14 protein-coding genes are annotated in these 17,251 nt (G+C 45.4%); 12 read left to right on the top strand and 2 right to left on the bottom strand.

The features are described from left to right. Window positions 1-24: 24 nt before the first annotated feature. The 11 genes from HXT23_RS05030 to rplA all read left to right on the top strand — a co-directional run bounded on the left by HXT23_RS05030 (window position 25) and on the right by rplA (window position 10,348). Complete coding sequence (locus HXT23_RS05030; protein WP_116285485.1) at window positions 25-516, top strand: hypothetical protein; 492 nt, start codon at window positions 25-27, stop codon at window positions 514-516. Between the two features lie 40 nt (window positions 517-556). Continuing rightward, window positions 557-1,258: a 5'-methylthioadenosine/S-adenosylhomocysteine nucleosidase gene (mtnN, locus tag HXT23_RS05025; protein WP_020973538.1), complete on the top strand. Its 702-nt coding sequence runs from the start codon at window positions 557-559 to the stop codon at window positions 1,256-1,258. A gap of 282 nt (window positions 1,259-1,540) precedes the next feature. Next, entirely contained in the window at window positions 1,541-2,719 is a 1,179-nt protein-coding gene (gene pstS, locus HXT23_RS05020) for a phosphate ABC transporter substrate-binding protein PstS (RefSeq protein ID WP_162861491.1), read from the top strand. Between the two features lie 94 nt (window positions 2,720-2,813). After that, window positions 2,814-3,788, top strand: coding sequence for a phosphate ABC transporter permease subunit PstC (gene pstC, locus HXT23_RS05015; RefSeq protein ID WP_116285488.1), 975 nt, complete (start codon window positions 2,814-2,816; stop codon window positions 3,786-3,788). Continuing rightward, a complete protein-coding gene (pstA, locus tag HXT23_RS05010; RefSeq protein ID WP_116285490.1) occupies window positions 3,785-4,810 on the top strand; it encodes a phosphate ABC transporter permease PstA in 1,026 nt (341 codons plus the stop codon). The genes pstC and pstA overlap by 4 nt, the downstream gene beginning before the upstream one ends. Before the next feature lie 69 nt (window positions 4,811-4,879). Continuing rightward, on the top strand, window positions 4,880-5,659 hold the full coding sequence (gene pstB, locus HXT23_RS05005; protein ID WP_004131665.1) for a phosphate ABC transporter ATP-binding protein PstB: 780 nt from the start codon (window positions 4,880-4,882) through the stop codon (window positions 5,657-5,659). A gap of 308 nt (window positions 5,660-5,967) precedes the next feature. Then, complete coding sequence (locus HXT23_RS05000; protein ID WP_032816763.1) at window positions 5,968-7,362, top strand: NCS2 family permease; 1,395 nt, start codon at window positions 5,968-5,970, stop codon at window positions 7,360-7,362. A 439-nt stretch (window positions 7,363-7,801) separates the two neighbouring features. Further along, the gene (gene rplJ / locus HXT23_RS04995) at window positions 7,802-8,323 is read left to right on the top strand and encodes a 50S ribosomal protein L10 (RefSeq protein ID WP_004112001.1); all 522 of its coding nucleotides are present in this window, start codon (window positions 7,802-7,804) and stop codon (window positions 8,321-8,323) included. A gap of 96 nt (window positions 8,324-8,419) precedes the next feature. Further along, window positions 8,420-8,803: a 50S ribosomal protein L7/L12 gene (gene rplL, locus HXT23_RS04990; protein WP_004112006.1), complete on the top strand. Its 384-nt coding sequence runs from the start codon at window positions 8,420-8,422 to the stop codon at window positions 8,801-8,803. 402 nt (window positions 8,804-9,205) lie between these two features. Then, window positions 9,206-9,637 (top strand): 50S ribosomal protein L11, encoded by a 432-nt coding sequence (gene rplK, locus HXT23_RS04985; RefSeq protein ID WP_004112010.1) that lies wholly within the window; start codon window positions 9,206-9,208, stop codon window positions 9,635-9,637. A 15-nt stretch (window positions 9,638-9,652) separates the two neighbouring features. After that, on the top strand, window positions 9,653-10,348 hold the full coding sequence (gene rplA / locus HXT23_RS04980) for a 50S ribosomal protein L1 (protein WP_115794021.1): 696 nt from the start codon (window positions 9,653-9,655) through the stop codon (window positions 10,346-10,348). A 418-nt stretch (window positions 10,349-10,766) separates the two neighbouring features. On the opposite strand, the gene HXT23_RS04975 is transcribed toward rplA, so the two are convergent. Beyond that, window positions 10,767-11,864 carry a helix-turn-helix domain-containing protein gene (locus HXT23_RS04975; RefSeq protein ID WP_422112780.1) on the bottom strand — a complete coding sequence of 366 codons (1,098 nt, stop codon included), beginning with the start codon at window positions 11,862-11,864 and terminating at the stop codon, window positions 10,767-10,769. A gap of 8 nt (window positions 11,865-11,872) precedes the next feature. Then, on the bottom strand, window positions 11,873-13,951 hold the full coding sequence (locus tag HXT23_RS04970; RefSeq protein WP_422112779.1) for a DUF6020 family protein: 2,079 nt from the start codon (window positions 13,949-13,951) through the stop codon (window positions 11,873-11,875). Window positions 13,952-14,360: 409 nt separating this feature from the next. On the opposite strand from HXT23_RS04970, the gene HXT23_RS04965 reads away from it, so the two are divergent. Beyond that, the gene (locus HXT23_RS04965) at window positions 14,361-16,967 is read left to right on the top strand and encodes a hypothetical protein (protein WP_422112778.1); all 2,607 of its coding nucleotides are present in this window, start codon (window positions 14,361-14,363) and stop codon (window positions 16,965-16,967) included. Window positions 16,968-17,251 lie beyond the last annotated feature (284 nt).

The raw sequence follows: 17,251 nt of genomic DNA, 5'->3' as shown, positions 1-17,251 counted from the left end.
CATTTTTGAACAAAGGAGTGCAAAATGTGCGAATCGCCAGCCCCTGAGTACAACAATATTCCCCAAGATAAAGATGGCGTTTTAAGCCGCGCTCTGCCAATTGCGCGATACGCGATTTTTGCGCTTTTGCTTGCTGGCGCATTTCTTCTGGCGTTTGCGTGGTATCGCGGCACTCACAGCAAAGGCTACACTGTTGTTGCCTGTTCTGCACTATGGTTTAGCGTTATTGTTCCGTTTATTACGTTGATTGTGCTTTGCGTTTTTGTGCGCGGGTGGCGTCTTGTTGTTGGCTCTACGATTTGCGTTTTGCTAATAGCGTCTTTCTTTGGGTTTATTGCGCTTCAAAATCAAATCATGGAGTTTTTGAATGTTCCCGCTACAAATCCTTGGTTTGAATTCACGTGCAGCGCTTCGCTAAAAATTGCAACCGTGTCTTTTGTTATTATGTGTTGTGTAAGCGTATTTTTGATTAGACGCAATGCAACGCGCGAGATTAAATACAACGCGCGAGATTAAATACAGCACATACGATTAAGACTAAAGGATGATTTGACGAATGCCTAAGTTTACAAAAATTGCCATTATTGGCGCTATGGAAGAAGAAGTTGCGCACATTGCCGCTTCTCTTAGCAATGTTAAGCATAATAAGGCAGCCAGCTTAGACGTATCTTGTGGCGTGCTTGAATGCGAAGATGGCGGAAAAATCGAAGTGGCTGCAACGGTTGGCGGAATGGGACTTGTAAATGCCGCTGCAACCGCACAGTATTTAATTGATACGTACAAGCCGCAGGCCGTAATCTTTTCGGGAATTGCGGGAAATCTTAATAAAAATTTGCATACAAATGATGTTGTTCTTGGAAAAACATTAAGATATTTAGACACTGACATGCGCATGATTAATCAGTGGAAGCCGTTTACAAACGAATATCATTCAGACGATTATCTTCTTAAAACAGCAGACAGCGTTTTAACAAAGATGGGCATTAACCACATTTTGGGAACAATCGCATCTGGCGGATATTTTGTAGACACGCCCGAAAAAGTGGCGGAAGTTATTGAGGCGACTCAAGCGGATGCTGTAGAAATGGAAGGCGCTGCGATTCTTCACGTTGCTGCAAGAAACGACGTTCCAGCGCTAGTTGTGCGCGCAATGAGCGACAATGCAGACACAAAATACGAGGAATTCCACACTTTCGACATATCGGAATACGCGGATACTGCTGCAAAAATGACAGTAAATATTGTTAGGAATTTGTAGAGTTCAACACGCCGATGTGGTCGCCGACGCGCAGCATCGCCAAACAAAAGGCGAGTAGCGCTAAATGCCGCCATTTTTTGAGTGCAATCAGATTTTGGCGGCAAGGTTTTTACCCCACTCTTAAGATTGGCATCGTTAATAGAAGAAAAAAGGTAATAAGAAATAAAAGATGCCAGTTTTAAACATTAGTTAAATAGTTAAGAGGAAAATTTGCGGTAGGTTATACGAGAAACGCAGATTGACTGGCATAATGGCAATTCTTCTTGAAAGGAAATGAAGAATATGCGTAAAAATGCAGTAAATAATGCAGTAGAAAATCAATCAATAAAGTCTAACACAAAGTGGAATATGCGCGCGATTGCAGCAGGATTGTTAGCGTCCGCAACTTTAGTGAGCTTTGCGGCTTGCGGAGATAATATTCCTGCAAGCAGTTCGCAATCGTCTGCAAATACTAGCGCAAAAATCGTAGGAAACTTCCAAGGCTCGGGTGCGTCTTCCCAGCAGGTTGCTGTAGAAGCGTGGATTGCAGGATTCCAATCCAAAAATCCTGGCGCAAAAATCGCATATAATCCAACTGGCTCGGGTGCAGGAGTTACAACGTTTATGACGGGAGCCACAGCTTGGGCTGGATCCGATAAATCGTTAAGCGACGACGAGTTAGAAAAGTCAAAGTCGGTTTGCGCAAATGGCACTACGGCTTTCGATGTTCCAGTATATGTTTCTCCAATCGCAGTAATCTTTAATCTAAAGGGCGTTTCGGATGCTGGAAAACACATAAATATGGACGCTTCTACAATCGCAAAAATCTTCGACGGCAAGATTACGCGTTGGAATGACGATGCTATTAAATCGCAAAATCCAAAGCTAAAGCTACCAGATAAGCCGATTACAGTTGTTCACAGGTCTGATAAGTCTGGCACAACGCAGAACTTCTTAAGCTACATAAAAGACGTTGCGCCAAGCGATTGGGCTTACGATCTTAGCGAAAATTGGCCAAATAGCGTAGGTCAGGGCGCAAAAGGCACGTCTGGCGTTGTTTCCACAATTCGCATGGCAGACGGAGCAATTGGATACGCGGACTTTTCGCAAGTTGGAAAGCTTGGAACTGTGGCAGTAAAAGTGGGAGATTCTTACAACCAGATTAGCCCAGAAGGTGGCTCTATAACCATTAACGATTCAAAGGTTGATGAAGATGCTGCAGCAAAATCAAAGCACCGCGTTGTTGTTAAAATAAACCACAAAACGGAAGAAAAAGGCGCTTATCCGATTGTGCTAGTTTCTTACGATATTGTGTGCGGTGCTTACAAAGATGCTGCAACTGCACGATTTGCAAAGTCTTGGCTTAGCTACGTTACTAGCAAAGATGGCCAGGCTGCGGCTCAAGATGCTGCTGGAACTGCGCCTTTGCCAGAAAAGCTTATGGGAAGGATTAACAAGTCGATTCAGTCGATAGGCAAGTAAAAATAGCATTTTGCAAAGATTTTAGAGTAGTTAATATAGTAGTCAATATATTGCTGCTGATAGCATTTATATAATGACTACAAAAGGAGCATGAGTGAGTTCTAAACAAAGAACTGAAATCAGTAAAGATGCGCACAAAAGTGGCCATTTTGCAGGTGGTTTTGCAGACCGCTTGTTCAAAAGCGTAGCTCTTGCTTGCGGATTGCTGATTTTAATGGTGCTTACAGCTGTTGCATTGTTCCTGCTGTTTCAAGCGTGGCCTATTATAGGCGCAAACAAAAGCCAAGTAAGCCAAGTATTTTTGGACTTTACTGGCGGCAAAGCGCACGATTTTCTAGGCTACGTAGCGCCAATGGTTTTTGGAACTGTTCTTATGTCTGCGCTCGCTCTGCTCCTTGCTTTCTTTGTTTCGATTGGAATCGCGCTGTTTATAAGCCACTATGCTCCGCCAAAAATCGTGCCGCTTTTAAGTGGTGTAGTCGACTTGCTTGCTGCGATTCCATCCGTAATCTACGGTCTTTGGGGCGGATTGGTGCTAGTGCCATCCACATACCCGTTCTGGAAGTTTATTTCGCACATCTTTGGCTGGATTCCGCTTTTTGCAGGTCCTGCTGCAAGCCCTTCTCGTAGTGCTGCAACTGTTAGCATTGTTCTTGCTGTTATGATTCTGCCGATTATAACTTCTATGGCGCGAGACATTTTCCAGCAAGCGCCGCGATTGCAACAAGAAGGCGCGCTCGCGCTTGGTGCAACAAAGTGGGAGATGATAAAGCTAGCGGTTTTGCCGTTTGCAAAGTCGGGAATTGTTTCCGCATCTATGCTTGGTCTTGGTCGCGCTTTGGGCGAAACAATGGCAGTTCTTATGATTTTGTCTCCAGGATTCACCTTTAAATTCAACATTTTGCAAGCTTCGCAAAACCAAACGATTGCAGCAAACATAGCAGCGCAATACCCAGAAGCAAACGGATTGGGTGTTAGTGCGCTTATTGCTACAGGCTTGGTGCTGTTTGTTATTTCATTCGCTGTAAACCTTATTGCGCGCAAAATCACGGGAAAGGCGAGTGCATGATGCAAAATTCGCAATCGTTACAAGTTGGCTCCGTTGGCTCTGATCAGACTGTTGGCGCAAGCAGCGAATCTCCAAAAATCGACTTTAACAAGTTCCGCCCAACGCGCTCTAGAATCGCAAGTCGTAAGCGAAAAGACTTGTTTATGCGCGTGCTAATCTTTTTGTCTTTTGTAGTTGCGCTAATTCCGCTACTTTCTTTGCTTTTAACGACTATTGTAAACGGCATTAAGCGGCTAAACCTTGACTTTTTAACACATAATATGACTTATGTTGTTGGCGGCGCTGCTACTGGCACAGGCGGCTACGGTGGTATTTTGCACGCCATTATTGGAACGTTGGAGATTACGCTTGGCGCAATGGCAATTTCGATTCCGATTGGAATTATGTGCTCCGTGTATTTGATTGAGTACGCGCGAGACAGCCGCTTAGCTAGGGTGATTAATCTTGTTGTAGACGTTATGAGCGGAATTCCTTCGATTGTGGCTGGCTTGTTTGCGTTTTCTAGCTTTACGATTTTTGTAGGCCCTGGAACAATCAACGGTTTTGAAGGGTCGGTTGCGCTTTCGCTGCTTATGCTGCCAACTGTTGTTAAGTCGTGTCAAGAAATGTTAAAAATTGTGCCGAACGATCTGCGTGAAGCGGCGCTTGCTCTAGGCGTTACAAAGCAGCGCATGATTACAAAAATCGTGTTGCGAACCGCGTTGCCTGGCATTGTTTCTGGCTGTATTCTTGCGGTTGCGCGCGTGGTTGGAGAGACGGCTCCGCTTTTAATGGCAGCTGGGTTTATTGCATCCACGAATTTCAATCTTTTTGACGGGCAAATGACTACTTTGCCAGTGTACGTTTACCAGGAATATTCCAAGCTTTCGGCGAATTGCCCAGCTAACGCGCCATCTTCGTGCGTTACTACGATTCCGATGGAGCGTGCGTGGGCGGCGGCGCTTGCTTTGATTGTGGTTGTTTTGCTGCTGAATATTATTGGGCGAGTTGTAGCGCGCGTGTTCTCAGTAAAGGCGAAATAAAGCGAAGTGAATCAAGGTAAATCAAAGTAAAGCAAAGTAAGACGAAGGATTTTAGAAAGTGAGGCGCAAATGGGTCAGCGCATTGATGTTAAGCATTTGAACATTTACTATGGTGATTTTCTAGCAGTAGAAGACGTTAACATAAGCATTGAGCCAAACAAGGTTACGGCTTTTATTGGGCCTTCGGGATGCGGAAAATCAACGGTTTTGCGCACTCTAGACCGCATGCACGAGATTACTCCAGGCGCTCGCGTAGAAGGTCAGGTGTTGCTTGAAGGCCGCGATTTGTATGGCAAAGATGTGGATCCTGTGGCCGTTCGCCGAGATGTTGGAATGGTGTTCCAGCGCCCAAATCCTTTCCCAACAATGTCTATTCGAGAAAACGTTCTTGCAGGAGTTCGCTTAAACAATCGCCATATTTCAAAGCAAGACGCCGACGACCTAGTTGAGTGGGCTTTGCGTGGCGCGAATTTGTGGAACGAGGTTAAAGATAGACTCGATAAGCCAGGAATCGGGCTTTCTGGCGGTCAGCAGCAACGACTTTGTATTGCGCGAGCCGTGGCTGTGCATCCGCAAGTGCTTCTTATGGACGAGCCTTGCTCTGCTCTTGACCCTATCTCTACTCTTGCTGTAGAAGATTTGATTAACGAGCTTAAGCGCGATTACACGATTGTGATTGTAACGCATAACATGCAGCAGGCGGCGCGCGTTGCCGACTACACTGCGTTCTTTAACCTTAAGGCGGTTGGAAAACCAGGGCATCTTGAGTATTTTGCAGATACAACCACTATGTTCAACAATCCGCGCAATGCGGAGGCGGAGCGCTACATTTCTGGCCGATTTGGGTGATTTTTGCAGCGATTTCTGTGTGTTTTTTGCGCGATTTTTAGGCGATTTTTGCATAATTTTTGCGCGATTTTTCTTTGGTCAGCACGTGCGCGTAAGGTCGAACCTGTTCGGTTGTTCAAAGTTCTATAAGTCGTTTCTAATTCTCGCGAGTTTTCTAGAGTGTTTATTCGGCTTGTGCTTTGCGCGCCGAGCGAGTCGCAGTAACCTCTGCGTGAATGCCCAAATGTAATTGCGTCCGCGATTGCTCAAGTGCTATCGCCACGCTTTTTATGGTCTTTTGCGCTGTAAAACCAAGGAACAGAGAGTTTATGGAAAAGTTCTTCCATCTCAAAGAAAACGGCACGAATGTATCAACGGAGATCACTGCAGGTCTCACTACATTCTTTGCAATGTCGTACATTATTGTTGTAAACCCAATGATTTTAAGCCAAACTGGCATGCCTAAGGGTGGCGTTTTCCTCGCTACAATCATCGCAGCAATTATTGGCACACTCGTTATGGGCTTGTTTGCTAACGTGCCTTACGCTCAAGCTGCTGGCATGGGTCTTAACGCATTCTTCACATACACAGTGTGCTTTGGCTTGCATTTTACGTGGCAAGAAGCCATGTGTATGGTGTTCTTGTGCGGTTTAATTAACATTATTATTACCGTTACCAAGATTCGTAAGATGATTATTCGTGCCATCCCAACTTCGTTGCAACATGCGATTGGTGGTGGCATTGGTTTATTCGTTGCATACGTTGGCATTATGAGCGTTGGCTTAATCACCTTTACCTCCAAGGATCCTGCTGCCGCTGCTAAGAGTAAGCCAACCGCTGCTATTCCAGGCCTTGCTGTTATTAATAATCCTATTTTGTGGCTATTCCTTATTGGACTTGTTTTGGCTATTGTTCTTACTGTTCTTAAGGTTCGCGCAAGCTTGCTTATTACGATTATTGCAACATCTTTGATTGGTATTCCGCTTGGCTTAACTTCGTTAAATAATGCTGTTTCTGTTACAGACGCTTTTGCCCAGCTTCCAACCACCTTTGGTGCTATTTTTGGCCCGCAAGGTTTCCCTGCTCTCTTCTCTAATCCAGCACGCATCCCGCTTGTTTTGGTAACTATTTTCGCCTTCTCTATGTCGGATACTTTCGACACTCTTGGCACGTTTATTGGCACTGGCCGCAGAACTGGCATTTTCTCGGAGGCAGATGAGAAGGCTTTGGAAAACGGCTCTGGCTTTAGTTCCAAGATGGATCGTGCGCTGTTTGCTGATTCGATTGCAACTTCGGTTGGCGCAATTTGCGGTACTTCTAACACAACTACTTACGTTGAGTCTGCTGCTGGTATTGGTGCTGGTGGCCGCACTGGTTTGACTTCTGTAGTTGTTTCCGTGTGCTTTGCGCTTTCGATTGTTCTTGCGCCATTTGCTAGCGCCGTTCCTGCGGCTGCTACGGCTGGCGTGCTTGTAGTTGTAGGCTGCATGATGGCAAGCTCGTTAAAGGAGATTGCTTGGGACGATATTTCCGAAGCAATTCCTGCGTTCTTCGCTGCCGTGTTTATGGCGTTCTCTTACTCGATTTCTTACGGCATTGCCGCTGGATTCATCATGTACTGCTTAGTTATGACTTGCAAGAAGCGTGCTAAAGACGTTCATCCAATGCTTTGGATTGTTTCGCTTTTGTTCATTCTTGACTTTGTTGCTAACGCAGTTTTGTAAATCGAATAGTTAGATATTAGTTAAGTTAGATATTAGTTAGATATTAATTTAATTAATTATTTTAAGAGCGTATTTGATGCGTACGGTTGCTTGCGATTTTTCCGCGTGAGTTTGGGATAAGTCGCCAGCAACCGCGCGTGTTGAGTACGCTCTTAAATAATCCTAAATAAAAATAAATTATAAAGTTTGCGAAAAAATATTGACATTGTCGCGCGTGGGTATTAAACTTGCCCAACGTAAACCACAGACCGTTGGTGGAGTCGAAAGATTCCTGAAAATGATGTGTCATGCCAGCACAGGTTGAGCAGTGATTGTTGCGATTTATTTGCGATTTTTCACAAACTTTTTAACACTATGTGTTTTTTTGGATGCTCTGCCGTGCGCAGGGCTTTTTTGATATGTTATTTCCATTCCAGCGGCCAATTTAGGAAGGAACGCCATGAAGAGGCCCGAAAAGGAAGCGGTAGTTGCAGAGCTTACGGATTTGTTCCGTAACGCCGACGCTGTCTACCTTACCGAGTACCGCGGGCTTACAGTTCCGCAGATTTCTTCTCTGCGCGAAAAGCTAGGCCGCGATACTTCCTACTCTGTGGCTAAGAATACGCTTGCTCGCATTGCCGCTAAGGAAGCGGGCATTGAAGGTCTTGATGAGCTTCTTGCTGGCCCAACTGCAATCACCTTTGTAAAGGGCGATTTCATTGAGGCTGCTAAGACCTTGCGTGATTTTGCCAAAGAGAATAAGACCCTCGTCATTAAGGGCGGTTTCGCAGATGGAACCGTTTACGATGCCGAAGGCGCCAAGCAGCTGGCAGACCTCAAGTCTCGCCCAGAATTGCTTTCCGAGATGGCTGGCGCGCTCAAGGGCACCATGTCCAAGGCCGCCTACCTGTTCAACGCTTTGCCAACCAAGGCAGTGCGTACTATCGACGCTTTGCGCGAGAAGCAGGAAAAGGCCGCTTGATTCCCTTGCAGCTTGCTGCATGAGACCAAAAAATAATAAAAATGTTATGGCTCTAAGGCACAAGGTGTGTCTGGCCAAGTAAGAAAGGAAGCCATTATGGCTAAGCTCACTAGCGAAGAGCTTCTTGAAGCTTTCGGTGAAATGACCCTCGTCGAGCTTTCTGAGTTCGTCAAGGCCTTTGAAGAGAAGTTCGATGTTGAGGCTGCTGCTCCTGTAGCTGCTGTTGCTGCTGCTCCAGCCGCTGCCGCTGGCGCTGCTGAGGAAGAGAAGGACGAGTTTGACGTTGTCCTCGCTTCTGCAGGCGCTCAGAAGGTTGCCGTCATCAAGGCTGTTAAGGCTTTGACTGGCCTCGGCTTGAAGGAAGCTAAGGACATTGTTGACAATGCTCCAAAGCCAGTCCTCGAGAAGGCTAAGAAGGAAGATGCCGACAAGGCTAAGGCTGCTCTTGAAGAAGCCGGCGCAACCGTTGAACTTAAGTAGTTCTAGGCTCTTTTGTTAACTTTGTTAACGCATGCGGCTGGTTGCTAGCGTGATTTGCTAATTAGCGATTTGCTAGCGCATTAGTCGCGGATGCGTTTTGAATGCGGCAAGGTTTTTGTGGTTATCACGAATTCCTTGCCGTTTTTGCTTCTCTGCGTAGCTAATCCGTACTAGCGCTATTTCCGCTTTTTGTACCATATTTGGCTTAAATCGCGTACAAAGTCGGGAAAACATTTCACCAAATCGTCGCGGCAAAGTGGCATAATAGGAAAGCTTGTGACTGGAGGAGTAATCCGCTAGCACAGCACAGCAATATAAGTTGCGGGAGGATCCTTAAAACGGCTTAATATCAACGTTTTAGGGCGCCGATTTAACCGCTTCAAAAGAAAGAAGAACCATATTATGGCTCCAAAAAAGAAAGTCTCTGCGCTTATTAAGCTCGAGATTCAGGCTGGTAAAGCAAATCCAGCCCCACCACTGGGTCCTGCGTTAGGCTCCCACGGCGTAAACATCATGGACTTCTGCAAGGCCTATAACGACCAGACGAAGGACAAGATGGGTCAGATCGTTCCAGTAGAGATTACTGTTTACGAAGATCGTTCCTTTACATTTATTCTTAAGACTCCACCAGCTGCTGCTTTGTTGCTTAAGGCTGCTGGCATTCCTAAGGGCACCGAGAACCCATTGACCCACAAGGTTGGTTCTGTAACCAAGGCTCAGGTGCGCGAAATCGCCGAAATCAAGATGCCAGATCTTTCTGCACGAGATGTTGAAGCTGGTATGAAGATTATCGCGGGCACTGCTCGCTCGATGGGTATTACCGTTACCGACTGAAAGTGAGTGGAAAAAATGGTGAAGCGTTCTAAGAAGTATCGTGAAGCGGCTGAGAAGATCGACCGCAACAACCTTTACACCCCAGCTGAGGCTATTGCTTTGCTTAAGAGCATGCCAAAGTACGCTTTCGACGAGTCTGCTGAGGCTGTTATGCGCCTTAATGTGGATCCTCGCAAGGCGGATCAGTTGGTTCGTGGCGTTGTGAACTTGCCTAATGGCACTGGTAAAACCGCTAAGGTTTTGGTGTTTGCTCGTGGCCCAAAGGCTACTGAGGCTCAAGAAGCTGGCGCAGACATTGTTGGCGATGACGAGCTTATCGAAAAGGTTGCCGGTGGCTTCCTTGACTTCGATGCCGTTGTTGCAACCCCAGACATGATGGGCAAGGTTGGTCGCCTTGGTCGTGTGCTTGGTCCTCGTAGCTTGATGCCAAATCCTAAGACTGGCACCGTTACAATGGATGTTGCAAAGGCTGTTGCCGATATTAAGGGTGGTAAGATTGAGTTCCGCGTTGATCGTCAGGGCAATCTTTCCTTCCTGTTTGGCAAGCTTTCCTTCGACGATAAGGCTCTTGAAGAGAACTTCAAGGCTGTTGCCGATGAGATTCGCCGCTTGAAGCCTACAACCATTAAGGGTCGTTACATCACTAAGGTAACGATTACCTCTACAATGGCTCCTGGCGTTCCAGTGGATATTGCAAGCATTGCTGCGTGATTTTTAGCTAAGCATAGCTGAGTAATTTTTTAGCGCTGAAAATAGTGTGTTCTTTTTAGAATGCGTTGTTTTCGGCGCTTTTGTTTTTATATTCTTTTCAAACAGCGTCACCAAGCAAGGTAGAGATTCAAGATTTTTCGCCGCGAGCGAGGCGAGCCTCAGCGTCGCTAGATGGTGACTCGCTGAGAGAGCAAGAAAAATCGAGAATCTCGGTGATAAACGCTACGCAATTGTTCTAGATATCCAGAAGGTTTGATGTATTTCTCTACGAGCAATAAAAGAGGAGCGTAGCGACGGGACTTGCGAGGAGAGAAATACTCAAACCTCGCGCAATACCAAGCGAGGAAAGCAATCATGTAAGTATTTGCTGAGTGTATTGCATGGCGCGCCGAAAATCTCAACAAAATACGTCAATGTTTTAGAGCGCAGAATCGCGGATGCGCCCAATCGTAATCGCAGTTTGTAAAACGTACGCCTCTCTAGGGTCAGTGGCGTCCCAGCCTGTTGTTTGCGCAACTTTGCGCAAGCGGTATCGTATTGTGTTTGGATGCACGTTAAGATTGTGCGAAGTTTGATCCAGTGCGCCGCCAAATCGCAAGAAAGCGTCGACTGTTTGCAAAGTCGGGTCGTCTGGATTGTACGGCGCCAAGCTTTGATACACCTTAGTGTATAAGGTTTCTACGGCGGTTTCATCACCTATAAGTGCGCGCTCTGGAAGAACGTCGTCGCAGCGGATTATTTGCGGCAAATGCGTTACAGACGGCGCAACGGCAAGCGCTGCAAGTGTTGCTGTGATTTCTTTGCATATTTTTTGCGCGCCGACTACAACTTCGCTTATGCAAACGGGTTTTCCCGACTTTGCAAACACTTCGCACATCTTGTTTAATGCTGTTGGATTTGGGTTTTCTCTTAGCGCAAGAATGATTATGTGCGAAGGCGCTGCATCTTTGCGTTTGCTCGCGTCGACGCTTTCTTGCGATTTTCCGCCGATTTTCCACGTTTTTGCACGCGCGCTAATGGCGTCTAGCTGCACGCTGTCAACTATCGCATCGTATGCTCCGCATGCGCCGAGTTGCGTCCATATTGCGCGTCTTAAAGAGTCTGTGTTGTTTTGCGCCGCATGTGCGCCCGCGTTTTGCGGTGTTGGATTTGGGTTGTCGTCGTTTGAGTTTGATTCCGTTTTATACGTGCCTGCAATCGCCACAAATCGCGTATTTTCTTGCCATTGCAAGAGGTGCATTAGCGCACTTACGCGGCTGTCTGCAATGCCGTTCATAAGGCACGTTCCGATTAGCGCGTGCAATCGCAAGCGCGTTGCCGAGTCAAAAATTTTGCCGTCTCGAATGTCAAAAATTCCGAGTGCATCTTCGCTTTTTGGCGCACACGGCATTGGCGTAAAACTTGGTGTAAAGCTCGAATCATCACTTGAAGAATCAGTATTATTATTTGCCACATCGCGTTCGTCATTTGGCTTTACGCCTGTAAGAATTGTAAGAAAGTCAGCGTTTTCGTCCATTCACTCCCTCAATCCTTGTGCGTCTTGTTGTGCGAATCCTTGTGCGAACTATCATGCGTCTTGTCGCGCGTACTATCATGCACCAAATCGCAACTTATTTTATCACTTTGACGGCATGTGTTATGGCATGTGTTATCGCACGTATTACGGCATGAGCTGCAAACGCTATCCCTTATAAACATTAGAACCGTAAAGAAGAACACAAACGCAATCGGCAGCATGTGTCGCTCAAAATTGTTTGCAGGAGCCAACACCATTACGCCCATCAAAAGCGCAAGAGGCGCGTGCAAAACCAGCGTTTTCCACCTGCGCAATGCTATTTCAGCAACGCCAATCAGCAGCGTTGTAACAACATACAAGTTTCCGTGAATAATCCACCCAAGAATCGGCGTATTGCTCCATGCTTCCACGCTGCTCGATACAGCGCCACGCCACTCGGGCAGCCAGTAGCGAATCCACTCAGAATTCTTTATATTCTCGGTGTTTACGTAGTATTCGGGGCCAACATAAGGCACGTCTAGAATGTCGAAGTAGCCGTACGACTTTGCTAACAGCGCATCCGTTGCAACAATCGGACTGTGTGTAATCATAAGCAACCATGCGTGGTTAAACTTTTTCATGTTGTCTTTTGTAATATAACGCCAACGGTAGCTCACTTTTTTAGATTGCAAGCCAGAAGATTTTACAGGGTCCGCGTCTTGAGGAGTGTACGCTTCTGCAGTTTGACTAAGATTGAAAATTGGCGATATTGCGCGCTTTGCTGCATGCGGTATGCTTTTGGAGTCTAGCTTTGCGATTCTGGCGATTTGCTGAAGTTGCACTCCGCGGCTTTCGATTGGGTCGCCATTTATAATAGTGCCGCTAGAAATAGCAAGCATAATTGCGCCATGTATAAGAATTGTTGGTAGCAGAATGCACAAAACCCATATTTTCCAACGTTTTCTGCTAGATATAATCATCAACACAAATTGAATCGCAAGAATGTACCACGCGTATTTTGCGGCAATCAGCATAATGCATACGCTGATTATTAATTCGACGATTGTGTGTGCGGCTGGCTTTTGCTTGAATTCCAGGCAATTAAGCTCGTACATTATGCCAAACCACCACACAAATGCAAACGCGAACAGCGGCGATTTTGTAAGCGAAATTGTTGAAAATACTACGAGTGGGCTGAATAAAAATGTGATTATTACGGCGGCGCGCAAGGCGATTGGTGTTGTTTGGATTGATGCTGTTGCACATGGCGCGTGTCCAGCTTGCGATTCGCCTGTTTTAGCACTAGCCCACGGCGTGTTTAAGAATCGGTTTGCGGTTGCAGCGCAACAAAATGCCGCGAGCACAAATTGCATAACGGCAAGCAACACTATTCCTGCGTCGTTCGACTCTGTAAAATAGCGCGATATTGCGGCTGTAGCGCCGTAAATAAGCGTTAAAACAATGTTGTGTTGGTCGCTTAAGTACGTTGGTTTTGCGGGCCAAAGGTAGTGCGCCGTAGGGTAAATGTCTGCTGGAACAAAGCTAAAGAAGCCAATGTATGGCTGTTTTAGGCCAGTTACTTGATTCCACGCCCAGCTGTATTCGCGGATTTGTGAGCAAATGTCGGCTCCGTATGCGGCGAGCAGCGTTACGGGCGCCCATAGCCAGCCGATAATCAGCGTTAGAAAAATGTTTCGCTTGCGGCGGGTTGAGTGGTAAAAACACCACTTTAGGGCGCGTTTTGCGTTAAAAAATGCGGCGCGGAGTGTTGTTGCGATTTTTAATTTCGATTGTTTTGTTTTTGATTTTTCTGGCGATAATTCTGCTTGCGATAATTCTGGCGATGATTCTGCGCGCATAAATCTTACGATTTTTGGCATAACTCCGTTTTTGCCAAAATAAATAAGAACCCTCAAAATTGCGTAATATGCGCAAAATGCGATTACAAAAATCAGCGCATTTAGCCAATTAAAATCTGTTAAAGATCCTTGTGCGCGGTAGATTACGCCCAGACTTGTGCAGGTTGCAAGAAAGATACATGTAAAAACGATTAGCGAGTTTGCGGCGATTTTGCTTGCCGCGTTTGTGCTCGTGTTAATGCGTTTCATATTCCAACCTAATGCTTGTGTTTTGTTTGGTCTGTGTTTTTCTTGCACTCTAATTATACCCGCTATGCTTCGCTCCGTCCTGCCTTCGCGCAAACTCTGGAAAAGTTGACGGTGTTTGTACCAAATTTGGCTTAAATCGCGTACAAAGTCGGGAAAATAACTCCGCATTTTGTACCATATTTGACCTAATTCACGTACAAAATGCGGGAAAGCTGACGGGTTCTGTATTGAGTTTACGGTGTGTTGCGCGTGGATCGCACTTGATGTTTTCATAGGGGGGGGGGTATATTATTAAAGGCTTATGATAAGTGCCCATTTACTGGCCGTAGTTAGCAGATGATTATTTAATCTGTAAGTTTTGCGTTTTGATTTGCAAACTTAGTAAATACGCGTGGAGGGAGGTGTGCTGATGCGTAATTTACATTGCGGTGGCCGTTTCCTTCGGTTTTTGCGTTCAATTTGCTCTAAAACTGCGTGTGCTCGTCGCGCTATTGTTGCGCTTTTTGTTGCTGTTGCTACGATTCTTGCCACTTTTATGATTATGCCATCTGCCTCTATGGGCGCTAGCCAGCAGGGCGAGCCTAAACAGGCGCAAACTCAAACCGAAAAGCCTGAGAATAAGACTGCGGAAACTGCTGGAGCGCCTGCAAAAAACGGATCCGCTGCACAAGGCGATGCTGCTGCAAAGGGCGATGCTGAAGAATCTAAGACTGAAGAATCTAAGACTGTAGACCCTAACAATTCGCAAACTCCTTCCAAGCAAGGCGGCTCTAATGCAGACCACGCCCAAAACGTTGACTCAACGAAGAAGCAGCAAAACAGTGATGTAGAAGGCGTAAACAAGAGCCTTAATAAAGACACTGCCGCTGCTAAAGACGCTGAAAAATCCGCTAAAAAAGATGAGGCTGCAAATAAATTGCGTCTGCAAAAGCGTGAGCTGGGCAACACTCGCGCCGCCGCGGACAGTACTCCGCTTCCGAAAGAGTGCAGCGATGCTGGCATAACAGAACTCGCAAAATGTTATGTAGCAGAGTATTTTTATACTATTAGAAAGAAAAAAAGGGTTGTAATTAAAAAATCTATTACAATAAACAACATAGGTGAATCTCATACTATAACGCCAGTGTTTCGTCGTGTTAAGAAAATTAATGATAAGGGTATTCCGACAATAGACGAAGAGACAGACGCATCTAGTAGTGTTAAAGGCCTTATTGAAAGTTTTTCTTTAGAGAGACTTTCAACTGAAAGTACTGCACTTGAGTCAAATGTAGAAAATAATGATTTTGTTAAAGTAGATCCTACTTCTGGCGAAATTAAAATACATGCTAATAAATGGTTGAATAATGGCAGTTATTATGTGTTTGTAAAGGTAAAATATAAAGACAATTCTACTCTTACTCGTTCGCAATGGTGCACTAATAGCTGTAGTCCTTCATATAATAAATATTCACGCTTTAGTATACAGATTAGATACAAAAATCCTACGAATGATGTTTTATCGTTAAAGGTTTATAATCACCAGGACTCTAAAGATCGTGCTGAAGTTAAAGATAACGGTATTGCCGCTACTGTTGAATCGGATGATAAAGGAAACTTTAGCCCAATAACTCCGATTTTTATTGACACTACATCTTCTAAGAGGCCAAATCTTATTTATCATCGCATGGTTTGCCATAAAGACGGAGATGAAACTAAAGATAGTGATTACTACCTTAATTCAATTAATGGCTTAACTCTTAGCGATAGTGCTACGCCTGCTGGTGGTTCAACTAGTCATAATCCACCGCCTACACAAAAGCAGTGGGATCATGCTTTAGGGAAACGCCCAGATGACAATAAACTTAGCGAGTCTAGTGGCAACTTATATGAAAGTGATGATATTATCGAGCGCTCGCAAAGCTGGATTACTGGCACGCCTAAAGAGGCTGGAACTTTTATATGCAAAGTTCTTGCGCTTAAGGGTGTTAGTGTATCGTCTAGCAGTGTTAAAACGTATCATTATACATTTGATCAAGTATTTGATAGCAAAATTAGCGATAGTAGCACGCATCTTAAACAGAATCTTTTTGATACGAATGTAAAAGTGGAAGATATATTCAGTGCGTATGTCCCGGAAAAACAGAGCCCGGAAGATCCGACTCCTAACCCGTATGGCATTTTTGAATCGGGTGCATATGACAGAAAGAAAGTCTGGGACGTTAAGACTATTAAGATTGTTTTTGAGTCGAAGAAAAAGAAGAAGCTTGAGGTTAAAGATGGCGATCTTAAGCTGAGCGTGTATCCGTTTAAGAGCAATGATTCTGGTTCTGGTGGCGCTTCTTCGGCGTTGGCGGATGGCGACACTGTTTCTGTTATGAAGGGAATGGAGCTTAAGCCGTTTATTGAAGCTACGTCTGAGGCGGATTCCACAAAACAAATTACGCTTAAAATGTTGTGCTCGAAGGGAGAGAAGCCGCAAAAAACTAACGCAGGCGCTGCAGGCGGCGCAAGTAACGCATCCAAAACAGGTGCTGCAGATTTTGAGTATACAAAATGGGTAGATCCAAGCAGTCTTGGCTTTAGTTTCCCAGATGACAAGGCTCAAAACCCATGTACTTCAAACGAAGGCGAGCAGTCTTGCACGCCTGATGGATCCACTACCAGGTTTGCTGCTAGAACTAACGCCAGCGCTACATTTAAGCCAACGGAAACTGGCGATTACCAGTGCGTTGTGTACGCGCTTAAGCAAGATGTGCTTGATAAGTTCAACACCGAAGTAGCTAAAACAGGCGTAACACCACAGAAAATATCCGCCGCTTTTAAGAGTGCGAAGCTAACAGCCGACAAAGACTATGCGCAATCAGCCGTTTACATTCACGTGACCAAAGATTTTACTTTGCCGCATACGGGCGGTCAGAATTGGAACTTGCAGCTGGGCGCTGTAGCCGCCGTAATGGTGAGCGTGCTCGCTGCTGGATTTGTTATAAGTCAAAGTGAAGCATGCAGAAAGCTGCTTTACGAAAGGCGGCGATGCTAATGTGAAAGCTGCCTACGTAATAAAGTTGTGCGCGCGTATTAGTGCAGTGCGCGTAGCAAAAATAAAAACATAATTAGATTAACTAAACCAAGATATTTCCAGAAGATATTCCAGGTAGTCAAAAAACAAAACAAACACACAAACACAAACACAAACAAGTGCCGAATGGGTACAAACAAGTGCTTAGCAAGTACAAATAAGGCTCAATCGGCGCGCAAACACACAGTAAACACAAAAACAAAACAACTTAACTCAACTGCTTTTAGAAGCATCGAGAAAAGGAG

It is taken from the genome of Gardnerella sp. DNF00257, assembly GCF_049262745.1.
GTDB classification, from domain to species: Bacteria; Actinomycetota; Actinomycetes; order Actinomycetales; family Bifidobacteriaceae; genus Bifidobacterium; species Bifidobacterium piotii.
The sequence above is the reverse complement of the archived record's forward strand: the minus strand, read 5'-3'. Positions and strand labels throughout refer to the sequence as shown.

Excerpts from the sequence above, each read along its gene's own strand:
- HXT23_RS05030 (WP_116285485.1), top strand. The coding sequence starts at position 25 with ATGTGCGAATCGCCAGCCCCTGAGTACAACAATATTCCCCAAGATAAA.
- mtnN (WP_020973538.1), top strand. The coding sequence starts at position 557 with ATGCCTAAGTTTACAAAAATTGCCATTATTGGCGCTATGGAAGAAGAA.
- pstS (WP_162861491.1), top strand. The coding sequence starts at position 1,541 with ATGCGTAAAAATGCAGTAAATAATGCAGTAGAAAATCAATCAATAAAG.
- pstA (WP_116285490.1), top strand. The coding sequence starts at position 3,785 with ATGATGCAAAATTCGCAATCGTTACAAGTTGGCTCCGTTGGCTCTGAT.
- pstB (WP_004131665.1), top strand. The coding sequence starts at position 4,880 with ATGGGTCAGCGCATTGATGTTAAGCATTTGAACATTTACTATGGTGAT.
- HXT23_RS05000 (WP_032816763.1), top strand. The coding sequence starts at position 5,968 with ATGGAAAAGTTCTTCCATCTCAAAGAAAACGGCACGAATGTATCAACG.
- rplJ (WP_004112001.1), top strand. The coding sequence starts at position 7,802 with ATGAAGAGGCCCGAAAAGGAAGCGGTAGTTGCAGAGCTTACGGATTTG.
- rplL (WP_004112006.1), top strand. The coding sequence starts at position 8,420 with ATGGCTAAGCTCACTAGCGAAGAGCTTCTTGAAGCTTTCGGTGAAATG.
- rplK (WP_004112010.1), top strand. The coding sequence starts at position 9,206 with ATGGCTCCAAAAAAGAAAGTCTCTGCGCTTATTAAGCTCGAGATTCAG.
- rplA (WP_115794021.1), top strand. The coding sequence starts at position 9,653 with ATGGTGAAGCGTTCTAAGAAGTATCGTGAAGCGGCTGAGAAGATCGAC.
- HXT23_RS04975 (WP_422112780.1), bottom strand. The coding sequence starts at position 11,864 with ATGGACGAAAACGCTGACTTTCTTACAATTCTTACAGGCGTAAAGCCA.
- HXT23_RS04970 (WP_422112779.1), bottom strand. The coding sequence starts at position 13,951 with ATGAAACGCATTAACACGAGCACAAACGCGGCAAGCAAAATCGCCGCA.
- HXT23_RS04965 (WP_422112778.1), top strand. The coding sequence starts at position 14,361 with ATGCGTAATTTACATTGCGGTGGCCGTTTCCTTCGGTTTTTGCGTTCA.